General features: G+C 33.8%; 19 protein-coding genes and 1 tRNA gene. 10 read left to right on the top strand and 10 right to left on the bottom strand.

Annotated elements, in window-relative coordinates; translation table 11 throughout:
- The first annotated feature begins 39 nt into the window (after window positions 1–39).
- Entirely contained in the window at window positions 40–672 is a 633-nt protein-coding gene (locus H033_RS0107800; protein ID WP_026837801.1) for a hypothetical protein, read from the top strand.
- 1 nt (window position 673) lies between these two features.
- A complete protein-coding gene (msrA, locus tag H033_RS0107795) occupies window positions 674–1,336 on the top strand; it encodes a peptide-methionine (S)-S-oxide reductase MsrA (RefSeq protein ID WP_026837800.1) in 663 nt (220 codons plus the stop codon).
- A 333-nt stretch (window positions 1,337–1,669) separates the two neighbouring features.
- On the opposite strand, the gene H033_RS0107785 is transcribed toward msrA, so the two are convergent.
- Window positions 1,670–3,034 (bottom strand): FAD-dependent oxidoreductase, encoded by a 1,365-nt coding sequence (locus tag H033_RS0107785; protein WP_026837799.1) that lies wholly within the window; start codon window positions 3,032–3,034, stop codon window positions 1,670–1,672.
- A 277-nt stretch (window positions 3,035–3,311) separates the two neighbouring features.
- Here H033_RS0107785 and H033_RS0107780 point away from each other — a divergent pair, with 277 nt between their 5' ends.
- From H033_RS0107780 to H033_RS0107770, 4 genes are all read left to right on the top strand, one after another.
- Window positions 3,312–4,424: an alkene reductase gene (locus H033_RS0107780; RefSeq protein ID WP_026837798.1), complete on the top strand. Its 1,113-nt coding sequence runs from the start codon at window positions 3,312–3,314 to the stop codon at window positions 4,422–4,424.
- A gap of 32 nt (window positions 4,425–4,456) precedes the next feature.
- Entirely contained in the window at window positions 4,457–4,702 is a 246-nt protein-coding gene (locus tag H033_RS0107775; protein WP_026837797.1) for a hypothetical protein, read from the top strand.
- Between the two features lie 348 nt (window positions 4,703–5,050).
- A complete protein-coding gene (locus H033_RS21580; RefSeq protein WP_155827753.1) occupies window positions 5,051–5,206 on the top strand; it encodes a lmo0937 family membrane protein in 156 nt (51 codons plus the stop codon).
- Between the two features lie 105 nt (window positions 5,207–5,311).
- Window positions 5,312–5,998 carry a hypothetical protein gene (locus tag H033_RS0107770; protein ID WP_026837796.1) on the top strand — a complete coding sequence of 229 codons (687 nt, stop codon included), beginning with the start codon at window positions 5,312–5,314 and terminating at the stop codon, window positions 5,996–5,998.
- A gap of 11 nt (window positions 5,999–6,009) precedes the next feature.
- On the opposite strand, the gene kynU is transcribed toward H033_RS0107770, so the two are convergent.
- On the bottom strand, window positions 6,010–7,287 hold the full coding sequence (kynU, locus tag H033_RS0107765) for a kynureninase (RefSeq protein ID WP_026837795.1): 1,278 nt from the start codon (window positions 7,285–7,287) through the stop codon (window positions 6,010–6,012).
- A gap of 115 nt (window positions 7,288–7,402) precedes the next feature.
- On the opposite strand from kynU, the gene H033_RS0107760 reads away from it, so the two are divergent.
- Complete coding sequence (locus tag H033_RS0107760; RefSeq protein ID WP_026837794.1) at window positions 7,403–8,047, top strand: O-methyltransferase; 645 nt, start codon at window positions 7,403–7,405, stop codon at window positions 8,045–8,047.
- Here H033_RS0107760 and H033_RS0107755 read toward each other — a convergent pair.
- From H033_RS0107755 to H033_RS0107730, 6 genes are all read right to left on the bottom strand, one after another.
- Entirely contained in the window at window positions 8,044–8,601 is a 558-nt protein-coding gene (locus H033_RS0107755; protein WP_026837793.1) for a phosphatase PAP2 family protein, read from the bottom strand. The genes H033_RS0107760 and H033_RS0107755 overlap by 4 nt on opposite strands.
- A complete protein-coding gene (locus H033_RS0107750; RefSeq protein WP_026837792.1) occupies window positions 8,601–8,882 on the bottom strand; it encodes a twin-arginine translocase TatA/TatE family subunit in 282 nt (93 codons plus the stop codon). The genes H033_RS0107755 and H033_RS0107750 overlap by 1 nt, the downstream gene beginning before the upstream one ends.
- Before the next feature lie 79 nt (window positions 8,883–8,961).
- Window positions 8,962–11,274, bottom strand: coding sequence for a M1 family metallopeptidase (locus tag H033_RS0107745; protein WP_026837791.1), 2,313 nt, complete (start codon window positions 11,272–11,274; stop codon window positions 8,962–8,964).
- A gap of 59 nt (window positions 11,275–11,333) precedes the next feature.
- Window positions 11,334–11,840, bottom strand: a complete 507-nt coding sequence (locus H033_RS0107740) for a DUF6702 family protein (RefSeq protein ID WP_026837790.1) — start codon at window positions 11,838–11,840, stop codon at window positions 11,334–11,336.
- A 193-nt stretch (window positions 11,841–12,033) separates the two neighbouring features.
- Window positions 12,034–12,861, bottom strand: coding sequence for a hypothetical protein (locus H033_RS0107735; protein WP_026837789.1), 828 nt, complete (start codon window positions 12,859–12,861; stop codon window positions 12,034–12,036).
- Between the two features lie 20 nt (window positions 12,862–12,881).
- Window positions 12,882–13,694, bottom strand: a complete 813-nt coding sequence (locus H033_RS0107730; protein ID WP_026837788.1) for a hypothetical protein — start codon at window positions 13,692–13,694, stop codon at window positions 12,882–12,884.
- 106 nt (window positions 13,695–13,800) lie between these two features.
- On the opposite strand from H033_RS0107730, the gene pepE reads away from it, so the two are divergent.
- Window positions 13,801–14,508, top strand: a complete 708-nt coding sequence (gene pepE / locus H033_RS0107725; RefSeq protein ID WP_026837787.1) for a dipeptidase PepE — start codon at window positions 13,801–13,803, stop codon at window positions 14,506–14,508.
- 1 nt (window position 14,509) lies between these two features.
- Window positions 14,510–15,424, top strand: coding sequence for a glutaminase (locus H033_RS0107720; protein ID WP_026837786.1), 915 nt, complete (start codon window positions 14,510–14,512; stop codon window positions 15,422–15,424).
- Between the two features lie 682 nt (window positions 15,425–16,106).
- Here the strand turns inward: H033_RS0107720 and H033_RS0107710 are convergent.
- Window positions 16,107–16,179: transfer RNA gene (locus H033_RS0107710), tRNA-Gly, on the bottom strand.
- A 47-nt stretch (window positions 16,180–16,226) separates the two neighbouring features.
- Window positions 16,227–16,652, bottom strand: coding sequence for a GNAT family N-acetyltransferase (locus H033_RS0107705; protein WP_026837785.1), 426 nt, complete (start codon window positions 16,650–16,652; stop codon window positions 16,227–16,229).
- 64 nt (window positions 16,653–16,716) lie between these two features.
- Here H033_RS0107705 and H033_RS0107700 point away from each other — a divergent pair, with 64 nt between their 5' ends.
- On the top strand, window positions 16,717–17,268 hold the full coding sequence (locus H033_RS0107700) for a ClpP family protease (protein ID WP_026837784.1): 552 nt from the start codon (window positions 16,717–16,719) through the stop codon (window positions 17,266–17,268).

The following is a 17,268-nucleotide window of genomic DNA, read 5'->3' as shown; positions in this document are numbered from 1 at the left end:
AATAGATAACTTTATTAATAATATCAATATCCCCTATATATGAAAGTCTCCGTTATTGTCCTTTTAGGAATTACTCTATTAGTTGCTTCATGTAAAGACTCCAATACAGAATCTGTTTCTGAAGACAAAGAGAAAACAAATTCTGAAATGAAAACGGAGAAAAAGGAAAACTCTAACACGTATTCTCAAACTGAAGAAATATCTAAAGATACCGAAGCTTCAAATTCAAATAACAATTCTGAAACTTCCAAAACAACTACAAGCGAAGACAAAACTAAGCAGAATATTCAAAATTCTAATCTAAGCGGGACTTATATAAAAACGGGAGAAGAAATAGATAATTCTTGCACCTGCTACTGTGTAAATATTAATTATACGGCCAATTCTGAAATGTGTTTAACCCCATCTAAAATTTTTATTAATACAAGAATGGTAAAAGCGAGCAATAATCTAACTAACATCTTCTTAGTGGCACCTTCTTCTAAAAATACTGAAGGAAAAGATATTCCTTGGCCTAAATTCGACACAAACACACCCATAGCAAACATTACTTCTAAAGGAAATGGGGAAATAGAGTTAGATTGGTTAGGTTTCACGATGAATGGAGACTTAGCTATAGATTATGCTATTCTTGGCAAAAAAACATTAGAAGGAAACTATAAAAAGAAATAATATGAAATCTATTTTATTACTTACATTTTCACTGATTATATCATCTTGCGGAAATGGAAACACTAAATCTGCAACAACGAATTCTGAAATTGCAAATGCTGAACCTGTAGAAGTAACCACTCAAGACAATATGGCTAAAGCCTATTTCGCAAGTGGATGTTTCTGGTGTGTAGAAGCTATTTATGAAAGTGTCAAAGGGGTGAAGGAAGTAATTTCAGGATATTCGGGGGGACATACAGAAAATCCTACTTATGAAGCTAGCAATACTGGGAATACAGGTCATGCTGAAGCCGTAGAAGTTATCTATGATCCAGAAGTAGTGACTTTTGAAACACTTGTAACAGTGTATTATGGATCACAAAATGCAACTCAGGCAAATGGACAAGGCCCAGATATGGGATCTCAATATAGATCTATTCTCTTTTTCCAAAATGATGAACAAAAGGAAATAATCAATTCTGTTTCTTCTGAAGTTGCTAAAAATTACGATAAACCATTAGCTGCTGAAATTCTACCTTTTCAAAAATTTTGGATAGCAGAGGATTATCATCAAAATTATGAAAGATTGAATCCTGAAAGTTCATATATTCAGAATGTCTCTATCCCAAGATATAAAAGGTTTAAAAAGAAATTTCCTGAATTATTAAAGCCTAATGCTCATTAATATTTCAAAAAAAACTTAACCAAGAAAAAGAGGCACTAAGCCTCTTTTTCTTGGTTAAGTTTTTCATATCGTAGAATAAATATATAATAGCAGGATTAATAAACGCTTATTCTCTGTAAATCAAGAATACAAGTCTTTTATTTTTGGTCCATAAATCTTAAAACCATTATCTTTTTTTATCTGCCCTACATTTCTTTTGCTCGTCCAAAAGAAACGAAGCAAAGAAAAAGACGCCTTTTTTATAAGGATTTTTTTGGCGAAATAGCCAAAAACCATGCTGAAATTCCAGAAAGCTATCGAGACGGGCATTAAACCCTCAATGAGGCTATAAAATCAATGCTTTGTTTTTTCTAAAAGAGATTCGATAAGATTCAAGATCATTTTTTCAACTTCAGGAGATTCCCATTTTTCCTCAATATTTTCAATTTGCATCACCTCATCCATGATCTCCCTTTGCTCGTCCCCAATTGCTAGTGCATCGGCATATGGTTTGTTTGAAAAAGTAACTCTGGAATACAAAGGAATCCATTTTTCAGGATGTTTTTCAGCAAAGTACTTTTCTATTTTCTTCCTAAGTATAAATTGTGGGTTTGCAGTTTTACTGCTCATCTCCACAAAATTCCTATAACTTAATTCTGCAATAGCATCTGCATTTGGTTTTCTGCTTTTTTGATATTCTTCGAAGATCGTTTCCCAATCGTCGCCATGCTTTTCAATAAGATCATCTAAGACAGAAATATCTTCAAATCCCGCATTCATACCTTGTCCATAAAAGGGGACGATAGCATGAGCAGAATCGCCCACTAATGCAACTTTATCCCAATAAGTCCAAGGATAACATTTCATGGTTACCATTGCACTCGTTGGATTTTTAAAGAAATCTCTTGTTAAATTGGAAATATCCGATTTAATATCAGGAAAATATTTACTGAAGAATTTTTCTGCGTCTGTTTCGGTCTCAATTTTCTCAAAAGAAACTTCCCCCTCAAAAGGCATAAATAGCGTACACGTAAAACTACCGTCCAAATTAGGCATTGCTATAAGCATAAACTCGCCTCTGGGCCAAATATGAAAGGAAGCATTATCTAGCTTATGAGATCCATCTTCATTAGCAGGAATTGTTAATTCCTTATAACCAACATCTATAAAATTTTGAGAGTAGTTAAACCTACTGCTCCGCTGCATTTTATGGCGAACTCTAGAAAAAGCACCATCGGCACCAAAAACCATATCAAATTGATATTCCTGCCATTCTGCTTTTTCAGACTCTCCCGTATAAATTTTGGCTTCAACAAGGTTTACATCCCAAACTTTTTCTTCAAATCTAAATTTAGCACCTGTTTCTTCAGCAAGATCAATCATCTTCCTATTGAGAACTCCTCGGGAAATAGAAAAAATTGCTTCTCCTTCTTTTCCATATTTTTGAAAATATACCGGTTTGTCATTTACATGTAATGCCCGCTTATCTAAGGGCAAGGCGATTTCGCGTATCTCCTCTTCTATTCCCACTTTTCGCAAAGCGCTCCAACCCCTATTGGACATAGCAAGATTTATAGATCTACCAGAAAATTCTACTTTCCTAACGTCTTTCCTACGATCAAACACCGTAACCTCATGGCCTCTTTTTCTTAAATAAATGGCAAGTAAAGAACCTACTAATCCGGAGCCAATAATGGCAATATCTTTAGTTTTCTGCATTAATTCTTATAGATAGATAACCTCTATTTTTCAAAAAGTCATCTAATTTGAGATTAGAAAATTCATGATTCAAAAATACAGATTAATTCTCAATTGATTTTTTTAATACATGTTTCATTTAATATTCTTGCCAATCAAAATATTCGGACATTCACTACCTAAAACCACATTCTAGATCGAGAGTCATTAAAATAAAGTTAAAAATCACTTCAATTATAATTTGTTTAACACCTGTTAGGGAATGCAACAAGTAACTTTAATTTTTAAACATTAAACAATGAAAGAAAGTCAACCCATATTAGAAACGTATCAATTGGAAGATCTCACTCTCAAAAATAGAGTGATCATGGCACCAATGACAAGAAATAGAGCAGATAATAAAGATCATGCTCCAACAGATCTTCATGTTGAATATTACAAGCAGCGCAGTGGGGCAGGTCTTATTATCACAGAAGGTTCTCAAATTTCTGAAAGAGCTGTAGGATACATTAATACCCCAGGAATTTATACAGAAGCTCAAACTGAAGGGTGGAAAAAAGTTACAAAAGCTGTGCATGAAGAAGGTGGAAAGATCTTTATACAGTTGTGGCATTGTGGTAGCATGTCCCATCCAAAATTTCATGATGGCGATAAACCTCTAGCGCCCAGCGCTGTAAATCCGAACGAAAAATCTTACACTCCAGATGGTTTTGAAGATACAGTAGAACCAAAAGCCATGACAATTGTTGAAATCAAGGAAACGGTTCAAGAATTTAAAAAAGCAGCACAAAAAGCAAAGGAAGCAGGATTTGATGGAGTAGAGATACATTCTTCCAATGGGTATTTAATTCACCAGTTTTTCAATAAAAATTCAAATACGAGAACCGATGAATATGGAGGAAGCATTCAAAATAGAGCTAGGTTCTTTTTTGAGGTGCTAGATGCCATTAATGAGGTTTGGGATGAAACAAAAATCGGGTTAAGATTAAATCCTTCTTTACATGGAGCATTTGGAATTACTGCCACAGAGGAAACGATTCCTACATTCGATTATATTGTAGAAAAATTGAATGCCTATAAATTAGCTTATCTGCATTTATCGGAACCATTTACCGACGTTAGCGAAGTAGATTTCTTGGTTTCTGAAATCGCTAAGCACTATCGTCCAATTTATAAAGGAACTTTAATGATAAATGGAGGTTTTGACCACTATAAAGGAAACAATGTGATTAAAGATGGCCATGCCGATCTTGTTGCGTATGCCAAATTATTTATCTCTAATCCAGACTTACCAAACCGATTTAAAAAAAATGCCGAATTAGCTAAATGGAATGAAGATACTTTCTACACACCGGGAGCCAAAGGTTATACAGATTATCCAAAATTAAAAGAAGAACCCGTGAATAAATAATTAGTAACTATTAATAATCTAAAACTTCAACAATGAAACAAGAAAAAATAGATCAATTAAAAAGCATCTTAAATAAATTAGAAGACATTAAACACAGTCAGGAAAGTGTTATAGATAAAATTAACCACGTAATCACGGACCTTTTCCAACACCCCGACAAAAAATTGGAAAAGGCTATGGAGGATGCTCATCAAAAATCCTCAGATAACGTAGAGTCTGTAAATGAAGTTCTAGAAGAACTTGAGATGAGAATTAATAAAGCTGAAAACGAAAACTAAGATTTTGTATGTTTAAACCCAGTGAAACAACAATACTGGAAAAGTTAGCCTAAACTCTACTAACATTCTTTTTAATAAATCATTAAAGATTGTTTGACAGGTATTTCTCGATTATAAAAGATGAAGAAAATTTATTTTAAATTCAGAATATTTTAAGAGGTTAGTTAAACACTCGTTAAAATAGCTTAGATTAGTTAGTGCTTTTCATAAATTCGTATTGAAATCTAATCCGATTATTAATTAAGGAATGTGTTTTTTTAGATTTATCTAATTGTATTGTATTCCTTAACCATTTAATCTATAACCATTAATAAGCAGCAATTGTGTTGCACTAAAACAACTAACAATATGAGAGATTTAATTTGGCTAATCGTAGTACTACTAATAATTGGATGGTTAATAGGATATTTTGCCTTTCCAGATTTAGGTAGTATCATCCACATTTTAATCGTGATCGCAGTAATACTTATACTGTACAAACTTTTAACTGGAAGAAGTTTGTAATAAATATATACATCTTAGAAAGCCCTTTGAAATTCAAAGGGCTTTTTTTTATGGTTTATTTTTAAATACCTCAATAATACCTACTTTTAATTAAAATTTTGAATTATGAAAAAAATATTTACCCTATGTCTTCTTGCTATCTTTTTGGTTAGCTGTAAAAACGATTCTCAAAAAAAAGAGAAACTAGATGAATCCAGTTTTGAAATATCTTCTGAAGAACTTCCTATTGTCGAAAAAATTGTAAATGCCAATGGTATGGAGAAATTTAAAGAACTAGAGGAATTAAACTTCACATTCAACGTAAAAGTAAATGACACATTACGTGCTGAAAGATCTTGGAAATGGTTTCCAAAAACAAAAAAAGTGGAGCTCACAGAAAAAGGTGAAACAATTGCTTACACCCAAGGAGATAGTTTAACCGAAAAAGCATTGGCTGCAGATCAAAAATTCGTCAATGATTCTTACTGGTTACTCTTTCCATATCAATTAATGTGGAGTGATTATGAATCTACTTATAATGAAAAAGGCGTAGCACCAATAAGTAATAAGGAAATGCAAATGCTTACCGTTAATTATAAAGGTAAAGGCGGATATTCTCCAGACGATTCTTACCACCTCTTTTTTGGAGAAGATAATATGATCAAGGAATGGACCTATGTTTCTTCAACGGGTAGAGAATTAACTACTACTTGGGAAGACTACGAAACTTTTAAAGGCATTCCTATTGCAAAAATGCACAAATCTGCAGATAGAAGCTTTCAGCTGTATTTTACAGATATAAATTTGAAATAACTCAGGATTTATTAATTTTTAAGAATACCCTTCTTTAAGATCTGTCCAAAATTGTACATATCTTGAAAAGAACAGTAAAATGGTGCAGGAGCCAAACGGATAACGTTTGGCTCTCGCCAATCTGTGATCACCCCATTCTCCATTAAGAAATTAAAAAGCTCTTTTCCTTCACCGTGAAGAAAAACCGATAATTGAGTTCCTCTCTCCTCTTGCTTAGAAGGTGTTATAATTTCGAAACTTGCATCCACTTCCTTATCAATTTCATGTAAGATAAATTCAAGGTAAGCAACAATTCTGTTTCTTTTTTCAATAAGTGCAGGCATCCCTACCTCATCAAACATTTCCAGAGAGGCTAAATATGGAGCCATTGCCAAAATAGGAGCATTGCTAATTTGCCAAGCATGGGCATTAGGTTCTGGCTGAAATTCCGGTTCCATTAAAAAACGACGTTTCTTATTATGTCCCCACCAACCTTCTAATCTGGTTATATCCTTTTTATCGTGATATTTTTCATTGATAAAACAACCAGACGCATTCCCTGGACCAGAATTCATGTATTTATAACTACACCAGGCCGCAAAATCCACTCCCCAATCGTGTAATTTTAATTCAATATTTCCAGCGGCATGAGCAAGGTCCCAACCTACTTTTGCGCCAATGGAGTGTCCAGCCTTCGTTATAGTCTCCATGTCCAAGACTTGCCCAGAGTAATAATTAACCCCTCCTATAAGTACTAAAGCGCACTCGTCTCCTACTTCTTCAATTTTCGCAAGTATATCTTCCGTTCTAAAATGATGTTCATTCTCACGCTTCTCTACTTTTACTACGGCTTCATCTTCTGTATACCCATGAAATTTAACCTGAGATGCTATCATATATTGATCGCTCGGGAAGGCTTTTTCTTCACAAATGATTTTGAATCTTTTTCCTTCGGGTTTATAAAAAGTAGCCATCAATAAATGAAGATTTACCGTAAGAGTATTCATCACTGTAATTTCACTTGGCTTTCCTCCTACCACTTTTCCTAGTTTAGCTGAAAAAAGTTCATGATAATCCCACCAAGGTTTTTCCGCATAGAAGTGACCCTCAACAGCCAAACTTGCCCAATCTTCCATCACCTCATCTACATATTTTTTAGCAGATCTCGGCTGAAGTCCTAAAGAATTTCCAGTGAAATAAATCACTTCTTTTCCGTTTACTTTCGGGAAAATGAACTCATTCTTATAAGAAGCTAATTTATCTTCATTATCTAATTTCTTAGCAAAGTCTAGGGTGTTTTCAAATCTCATGGTACTAATTTAATGTAAAAATACCATTAATATTCAGCTACTAAAATTAACAATTCTTAATTCTTGAGGTTTTACGAAAGGAGATATGTTTAAATTTGCTGTAAAATATACAACCATGCATTTTCTTCCTGAAGCAATAGATGATTATACCGTTTCTCACACCCAGGCAGAGCCTGATATTTTAGCGCAATTAACCAGAGAAACGTATCAGAAAATCTTGCAGCCTCGAATGCTTAGCGGACATTACCAAGGGCGATTACTTAGCATTCTCTCTAAAATAATTAATCCAACAACCATATTGGAATTAGGAACTTATACAGGATATTCGGCAATTTGTTTAGCTGAAGGTTTAAAGGAGAATGGAGAAATTCACACTTTAGATGTCAATGAAGAGTTGCAATCTATTCAGAATAAATATTTTGAGCTTTCTGGTTATAGAGATAAAATTCATCAACATTTAGGCAAAGCTTTAGAAATTCTACCAAATTTAGATATGAAATTTGATCTTGTATTTATGGATGCAGACAAGCCTAATTATCCTGCTTATTTCGACCTTATAATAGATAAATTAAATCCTGGGGGTATTTTACTTACAGATAATGTATTGTGGAGTGGCAAGGTGGTAGAAACCTTAAAGAAAGATGACGTGTCTACGAAAGCGCTTTTAGAGTACAATAATCTGGTAGCAACAGATGCCAGATTAGAAACCGTGCTATTACCTATAAGGGATGGATTGAGCTTAAGCCGAAAGAAAGCTTAATAGAATCTTTTTCCTGCTAAAAGATATAATTCATAGAATATATAGCCAAAGATCAAACCTACCATCCCACCTACTAAAAGATCTAAAGGATAATGAACACCCACATAGACTCGGCTTAAAACAAATATAATTGGCCAGATATAAACTACATATATCCACTTATATTTTTCTCTTAGACTTAGCACCACAAAAGTAGTAACCACGAAAGAAGAGGAAGCGTGTCCTGAAAAGAAGCTATAATTAGTTGGGGTTTGTAAAATTCTAATAATATCCAATAATTTGGGATCATTATTAGGCCTGAGTCTTGCTGCAAAACCTTTCACGAAATTAGTGAACGCCAAGGTGGTAAGAAATGAGGATAATAAGAACGCAGAATTGAAAAGTGCTTTCTTCTTGTGAAAAGCAATAAAAAATAGAATAAAAAAAAGTATATATAGTGGTATCCAATGTTTGATATTGGTCGCGAAGATCCAAAAACTATCGTATTCTTCAATTCCAATACTATTTAAATAAATAAACAGTTCCCTGTCCCATTTATTTAACTGGTCTAACATTAAAACCTACGTTTTATAGATCCTGTTATTTCGTCTAAGTCCTCTTTTACTTTGCTAATTTCATTTTTAACATCGTTGGAGACATCTTTATTAATACCTTGTTTATCGGCACTTTTAGTGATTTCACTTTTAATGTCGTTAGAAGCATTTTTTAAAGTACGCATACCTTTACCTAGACCTCTAGCGATGTCTGGTATTTTATCGGCACCAAAAACCATGATTAATATAAATATTATAAAACCAATTTCGGCACCACTTATAAATAATGGAATTGTTATCATAGGAACAAAGATAATCACAATATCTATTAAAAAAAGAAGCCGACTCGTTAAAGTCGGCTTAATTTATTTTTCTGAAGAATTACTCTCCATCTTCTTTCTTAAACTGCTCAAATTTACTGTCTTTAGCTTCTTGAGGCCAGCTGTTATTATCTAGATTCACATCGGCAGTTTCCATGTTAGGATCTATTACTACTTTAGTAATCTCCTTATCACTTGCAATTGCCTTACTGACTTCAGAGTCATTCTTTCTCCAAACTTGCACTGGATAGGTTATATTTTTAGTAGTTCCATCTGCATAGGTGTATTCAACTATCAAAGGCATTACCAATCCACCCGGCTTATCGAAAGTGATCTCGTAAAAATATTTAGGAGATTTCATTTTCGCACGCTCTTCAGCAGTAAAATTATCCATTAAATATTCCTGTAATTTTGGAGCATTTTCTAGAAGGCTCTTAGATTTCATATCTGCAGAATATTCATCACTTCCTTCTTCTACTACATATACAAAATCCATACTTTCTGGATCTGTAACTCCATAACTTTCTAACATCGCTAAGCCTTCTTTGGTCGCTTTGTCTGTAACGAAATATTTCTTCACATTTTTAACTCCTATATCTACATAGTCTGTACCATAGAACCAACCTCTCCAAAACCAATCTAGATCTACGCCAGAAGCGTCTTCCATAGTTCTAAAGAAATCTTCTGGGGTTGGATGTTTAAACTTCCAACGTTGTGCATAGGTTTTAAAAGAAAAGTCAAAAAGCTCATGCCCCATTACTGTTTCTCTTAAAATATTTAATGCTGTTGCAGGCTTTCCATAAGCGTTGTTTCCTAATTGGAATACATTCTCTGGATTAGACATGATAGGTGCAATATACTTTTGATCTCCCTTCATATAAGGAACAATTTTAGCAGGCATCCCTCTTCTTGATGGATAGGCAGTTTCTGGTGAAATTGCTGCAGGATATTCTTTCGCAAAATCCTGTTCAGCTAAATATTGCATAAAAGTATCTAAACCTTCATCCATCCAACCCCACTGGCGTTCATCAGAATTTACGATCATTGGAAAAAAGTTGTGTCCAACTTCATGGATAATCACACTTATCATCCCAAATTTCACACGGTCACTATAAGTACCATCTTCTTCAGGACGCCCATAATTCCAACAGATCATTGGATATTCCATCCCTTGATTCTTTGCATGTACAGAAATTGCTTTATGATATGGATATTGAAAAGTATGCTTAGAGTAAGAAGTTAAGGTCGTAGCTACTGCTCTAGTAGAATATTCTTCCCATAAAGGATTCCCTTCTTTTGGATACATAGAAACAGCCATTACATCTTTCCCCATAACATCTACATTCATCATGTCTACCACAAATCTTCTTGAAGTAGAGAATGCAAAATCTCTCACCATAGTAGCCTTAAGCTTCCATGTTTTCTTTTTGTCTGAAAATTGTTTCTCAGCAGCTTCTGCTTCAGCCTGAGTAACAATAATTACAGGCTTGTCGTAAGATTTTTTAGCTTGCTCATACCTTTTCATCATGTCTTTGGTATAAACATCTTTTCTATTCTGAATTTCACCAGTTCCATCTAAGATATGATCTGCAGGAACAGTAATATTCACTTCATAATTACCAAATGGAAGCGCAAACTCTCCATTACCCCAAAACTGCATATTCTGCCATCCTTCTACATCATTATAAACTGCCATTCTTGGAAAGAATTGAGCGATTACATATACATTGTTCCCGTCTTCACGAAAATGTTCGTATCCAGATCTAGCTCTATCGGTAACATGATTATTTACATTGTACCACCATTTAATAGAAAATGAAGTGCTCTCACCAGCCTTTAAAGGTTGTGGCAAGTCTACACGCATCATTGTAAAATTAATACTGTGAGCAAGAGCTTTTCCATCTTTAGTAACAGACTCTATATTGAAACCACCATCGAAAGGCTCGTCCAAAAATTGATTTGCAAAAGTCCCTGGTTCATTAACTGCAGCTATACCACTACCGTTCTTCTCTAATGCAACAGAGTTTTTGGTACGGATATTCTGATCTAACTGAACCCATAAATATTCTAAATCATCTGGGGAATTATTATGATAGGTAATTGTTTCTACCCCGGTAAGCTTTTGAGTTTTATCATCTAACTCAATGTCCATTTTATAATCGGCTTGATTCTGGTAGTATGCAGAACCAGGAGCGCCAGAAGCTGCTCTGTATTGATTTGGAGTTGAAAACTCCTCATAAAGTTGTTTGAATTTGTTTTGATTGGTGTGGCCCATTTCCTTAACTTCTTCCTTTGGAGCTTCAGTTTCCTGAGCATACATTCCAGTAGAAAGAACTAAGAAAAATACCAACATGGCAGATTTAAATTTTCTCATTTGTTCTTTGTTGATTTTTTAATGTTGCTAAAAATAAGTATTAATTATAGCCTTACAATTCAATTGTTAAAATTTAACACATCTTCCTGCTTGGCTTTATTAAGGATCAAACTTTTAGTTGAACCTTTATAGTTAACGTGCACCAGATTTTTTTGCTCGCTAAACATATCTGTTAAAATTGCATTTTTAATTATTATTTTTTTGAAGGAAGTGATTTTTGGAATTTCAAGATAAACCAAAAGCATATCGTCCTCATATTCCTTTCCTAAATAATTGACTTCGGTTAACCTTCCATCTATCTTAACTTCAATTTTTTCGTTGAGATATTTTTTTAAATGGTTTGGAACAGAAGAACTTTCGTTGGTTTTCCCTAATCTGATGTTTTTGTCATATCTTGTTTGAAGCAAATCTTCCATATCATCTATAAAAACTCGGGAAATTATCTGAAGGCTTTCAGCTTTTTCGTTGTATTCAATTTCTGTAACGCTTACGTAGAATTTATGCGCTACTGAGAAAGACATTAACATTAAAACACAAATAATGGGTAAGAAAAATTTGATTTTCATAAAATATTAAAAAATTAAGGAAATATAATAAAGACACCTTATAAGTCTATAAGTAAACTAAAAGCAAAAAATGTTCCAAAAAGAGAGAATAAATTTTTAATAATTATTCAAGAAAGAATATAAGGGGTTGTAAATAAATAATTTAGCTATAAATAAAAACTAAATTTGAAGGAATCTTCAAGAACTATAAAAACTAATTAAGCCCCAATTTGCTCTTGTTATAAATTTCACTTTGCTCTATCAAAAATTCGATCAATGCAAACTGATTTTTCGGTTTCACCAAAATTACTCCCAATCCATTATCATTTGCATAATATATAAAATCATCTATAAAATCCTTTTTAATCGTCAAGGTTTCAGTAAAGAATTTCTCGTCGAAAATTTCACGTAAATGCGCTATTATATCACTATTTTTTTTGTATTTATTAAAATTCAGTTTTATCTCAGGTGGTTTCGGATCTGGAAGTATTGGGCTAAGTATTAATTCAATAATTCCTATAACATCAGCACCGGGAAGACCCGGCCGCTGGCCTAACGCTAGATTTAAAGGAGCCTTTTGAGGATCGTTTATATCCGATTCAAATCTCATGTTGTTTATATCCCCAATAGAGAAATTTACCGGCAAATCCCGAACAATTGGTATCTGAGCGATATCTGTATTAATATTTCCGGTAAGATTTATGTTACTAATATTTACTTCATCAAGCACATTTAGATCTTCTTCTAAGGAAACATCTAAAATTCTCTTTTTAATTATTTCTGAAGTAATGAGTATTGTAACATTTTTATATTGAACGGAAGAAAACAAAAGTTCATCATTTTCTCTCACCAAGATCTGGAACGATCCTGAATCTGAATTTACAGTTCCTGTTTTTTGTGTAGAATTTATAATATGAACGGAAGCTCCGTCAAGATTAGGTGCAAAGACGCTTCCGCTAAGTTGGGTGTTTTCTTGAGCTATTAGAGGAGAAATAGTTAATAATAGTAGGGCAATTACTTTTAGATAAATTTCATTTCGCATACTATTTTTTAAGATGAAGGTTAATTTTTATTTAGCTGCTTTTTATATTTTTTGCTCTGCTCCATTAAAAAATCAATAAGATCTAATTCATTTCCTTTTCTCAACATTTCTTCATCCAAACCATTTCCATCTGCATATAAGATAAAATCTGAGATGTTTTCTAAATCAATATTAAAATTATCTTTAAAGAACTGGTCGTTATATAATTGTCTTAATTCAACATCTATTTCTTCATAAGAATTAGAATATGGATTAGAAATATCATTTTTCTTGTTAGTTATTAACAAAAGTTTAAACAGATTAACAAAATTGATACCATTTACTAATCTGGTCTGATTAAAAGCCAAAGCTTGATTTTTTGGTGCTTTCCCAAAATTCGCTACATTCTCTACATTGGCAAATTCACCTTGTGGGATACCAACATCAATATTAACAGGTAACTGGATCACTTCTAATTTTTCTATGTCAACATTCAATTCTCCAGTGAGATCATATGGAGAAACCAGCACTTCGGGAAGTCTATTTACCAGCTCACTAACATAGATATTCAATTTTTTGCTTTCCAGAACACGTTTATCTATTACCACCAAAAATTCCTGAAACTGAACAGCAAAAAACTTAATACTGTCATTTTCTGCAACATTAATAACAAATTTACCTTCAGAATTAGAAATTGTTCCTTCCTTAGAATTGATATTAAAAACACTTATTCCTTGGGGGTCTTCCCCTGCAGGAACTTCAATAGAGCCACTTATATTAATTCTATCATTAGATTGTGCATAGGCAAACTGCACAAAAAAGAAGACAACAAATAGGAGGGTAAGTTTTTTCATAGAAATGATTTGTTTAAAGAAACAATTTAAGACGAAATAAATATAACAAGGTTTACTTAAACTTTGGTTAAAGCGTCACAATACTTAAATTTACAAAAATTAGTGAATGAAAAATGCCATACTAGCAAGTACTTCCACTTTGCACGGACAACAATATTTATCTTACTTATTGCCAGAAATTGCTAAGCTCTTTACGAATTGTAGCGAAATACTTTTTATTCCCTTCGCCAGACCTGGAGGAATTACACATGAGGAATATACATCTATAGCAAAAAAAGCTTTTGAAACTATTTCTATAAATGTAAAAGGCTTACACGAATTTGAAGATAAAGAGCAAGCTCTAAAAGAAGCTAAAGGCATATTTACAGGTGGAGGAAACACTTTTTTGTTGGTGGATAAATTACATCGGAATAATTTAATGATGCCTTTGCGAGAAAAAATTTTAGCGGGAACTCCTTATCTTGGCAGCAGTGCAGGAACCAATATTGGAGGTCTTACAATGCAAACCACCAATGACATGCCTATAATATACCCGCCAAGTTTTAAAACATTGGGAATTGTTCCTTTTAATATAAACCCACATTATTTAGATCCAGATCTTAATTCGAAACACAAGGGTGAAACTCGTGAAACCAGAATCAAAGAATTTCACACTATAAATACTCAACCAGTTGTTGGTATTAGAGAAGGAAGTTGGTTAGAAATTAAAGGTGAAAATATTACTCTAAGAGGCAGTCTTTCTGCAAGGATCTTTACAGTTGGCAAAGAACCATCAGAATTAGTCTCCAATAGCAATCTCTCTGAAATTATATAAAATGGATTATCAAAAGATTCTCAATACTATTCATGAAGATACAAGCTATCACAATGCTATTGGTAAAGTTGCATCATTTATTCCTGAACTGGCAAAAGTAGATCCTAAAAAATTTGGGATGCATCTCTATTGCAGAAATTCTGGTCACTATTCTTTTGGGGATAGCCAAGAAAAATTTTCTATACAGAGTATTTCCAAGGTTTTTACTTTAACTATGGCAATGCAGATCCTGGGAGAATCATTGTGGGAACGTGTAGATGTAGAACCATCTGGTGACCCTTTTAATTCCTTGACCCAATTAGAGTATGAACAAGGTGTGCCTAGAAATCCTTTTATAAATGCCGGAGCATTAGTAATAGCCGATATTTTGGTGTCTAATTTAGATGACCCCAAAAACGATCTTTTGGAATTTGTAAGGAAACTTTCGGGTAACAATGAGATAAATTATAACCTTAAGGTTGCTGAATCTGAAAAATCCACCGGTTATAGAAATTATGGTTTGGTAAATTATATGAAGGCTTTAGGAAATATTAAAAACGATGTAGAACCCATATTAGATTTCTATTTTCATCAATGCTCTTTAACAATGTCCTGTGAGGAACTGGCAAAGGCTTTTATGTTATTTGCGAACGAAGGAAAATTATTAGGGACCGAAGAAAAAATTATTTCAAAAAAAAGGGTTAAACGTATAAATGCTCTGATGCAAACCTGCGGATTTTATGATGAAGCAGGCGAGTTTAGTTTTGAAGTCGGCTTACCCGGAAAAAGTGGTGTTGGTGGTGGTATTGTCGCTATTCATCCTTCCCAGTTTTCTGTCGCTGTCTGGAGCCCGATTTTAAACCCGAAAGGCAATTCTGAATTGGGAATGGCAGCCTTAGAAAAGTTGACCACACTCACAGGTTTCTCTATTTTTTAAAATAGTTAAAAGGAGTAAAGTTAAAAGTCTTACCTCATCCCAACCCCATCCCTTCCCTAGGGGAAGGGAGCAATTTTTTTTTATAAATAGCAGAATTATTCAAGCAAAAACAAAAACCTTAGGGCAAAGTTCAAAGAAGTAAGTTGAAAGTCCTCCCTCATCCCAACCCCAGCCCTTCCCAAAGGGAAGGGAGCAAATGAGATTTAGATATTAGAATCACTCAACGTGAAATAATAGCATTTAGGGAAAAGTATAAAGGACTAGGGTTAAAAGTCCTCCCTCATCCCAACACCGACCTTTCCCAAAGGGAAGGGAGCCAAGGAATTCCAGATATCAAATCACTCAACGCGAAATAATAACTTTCAGGGAGAAGTTCAAAAAAGCAAAGTTGAAAGTCCTCACTCATCCCAACACCGGCTTTTCCCAAAGGGAAGGGAGCCAAGGAATTCCAGATATCAAATCACTCAACGCGAAATAATAACTTTTAGGGAGAAGTTCAAAAAAGCAAAGTTGAAAGTCCTTCCCTTCGGGAGGATTTAGGAGGGGATGATCACGAAAGGTTAGAGCGAAAGACCGGGTTCCCTTCGACTGCCCTCAGGACAGGCTTCTCACCCTATATATCTACTCTAAATTTAATATAGTTTTAAATAAAAAAAACCTCCCTGAATCAGGAAGGTTTTAGAGCGAAAGACCGGGTTCGAACCGGCGACATTCAGCTTGGAAGGCTGACGCTCTACCAACTGAGCTACTTTCGCAAGACAGTGCAAATATAATCCTTAAACTTTTCAACTTCCAAAAAAAATTACAGCTTTTTTAAAAAATGATAGCCCTTAATTACGTAGCCCAAATTCATATAAAATTTATGAGACTTAAAGTTCTGGACATAAGCGTTTAACTCTTGCATTTCACATCCTTTCCCTTTTGCGTAATCAAAAATATATTCAAATATTTCTTTTCCAAAACCTCTGTTTTGGAATTCCGACTTAATAAAAACGTGATCAGCTTCACAAGATTTCCCGGCATAATGGCGAGTCATGAGCCAAAGACCAAAAGTTCCTATAACTTCTCCATTTAAATAAATGGCAAAGCACTCATAATTTTGCTCGAACATTTCTTCCATTCTGGATTTCAATAATGATTCTTCTGTTTGATATTCAGACAATTCCATAATTAGTGGAACAACCAAATCCATATCTTTCTTTAAAATCTTGTTAATTGATAATTCCATCCTACCGTTTTCTGCGAAATTAGTCATAATTTTAGCTTTAATTAAAAATTAGAATCAATTACTCATGAAAAATAAACCTGGAAAAATCCAAGACCTTATAGACGAAAAATTCATAGAGCAACGAAAGGTATTTATGTGGGGGCAAGTAGATGGTAAATCTGCTAAGCACGTGATAGATAGGTTACTTTACTTAGATGCCATTTCAGATAAAGAAATACAATTTTTTATAAATAGTCCTGGAGGTTTTGTAACCGATGGATTTGCTGTTTATGATACTATGAAATCGCTTAGGAGTCCAATTTCTACAATTTGTAGTGGATTAGCAGCATCTATGGGATCTATTTTACTTTCTGGAGGAACCAAAGGAAAAAGATTCATTCAGCCATTAGCTAAAGTAATGATCCATCAACCAAGCGGAGGAGCCCGTGGACAGGCTTCTAATATCGAAATTCAGGCTGCTGAAATATTAAAAATAAAAGACATCAGTGCGAAAATCCTTTCTGAAAATTGCGGTCAGAAGATCGAAAAAGTACTTAAGGATTTCAACCGTGATTATTGGATGGATGCAGATGAATCTATTGCATACGGAATTGTAGACGGTGTCTTTAAAAATTAA

It is taken from the genome of Gillisia sp. JM1 (assembly GCF_000424645.1).
Taxonomy (GTDB): Bacteria; Bacteroidota; Bacteroidia; order Flavobacteriales; family Flavobacteriaceae; genus Gillisia.
This window is presented reverse-complemented; position numbering and strand designations above follow the sequence as displayed.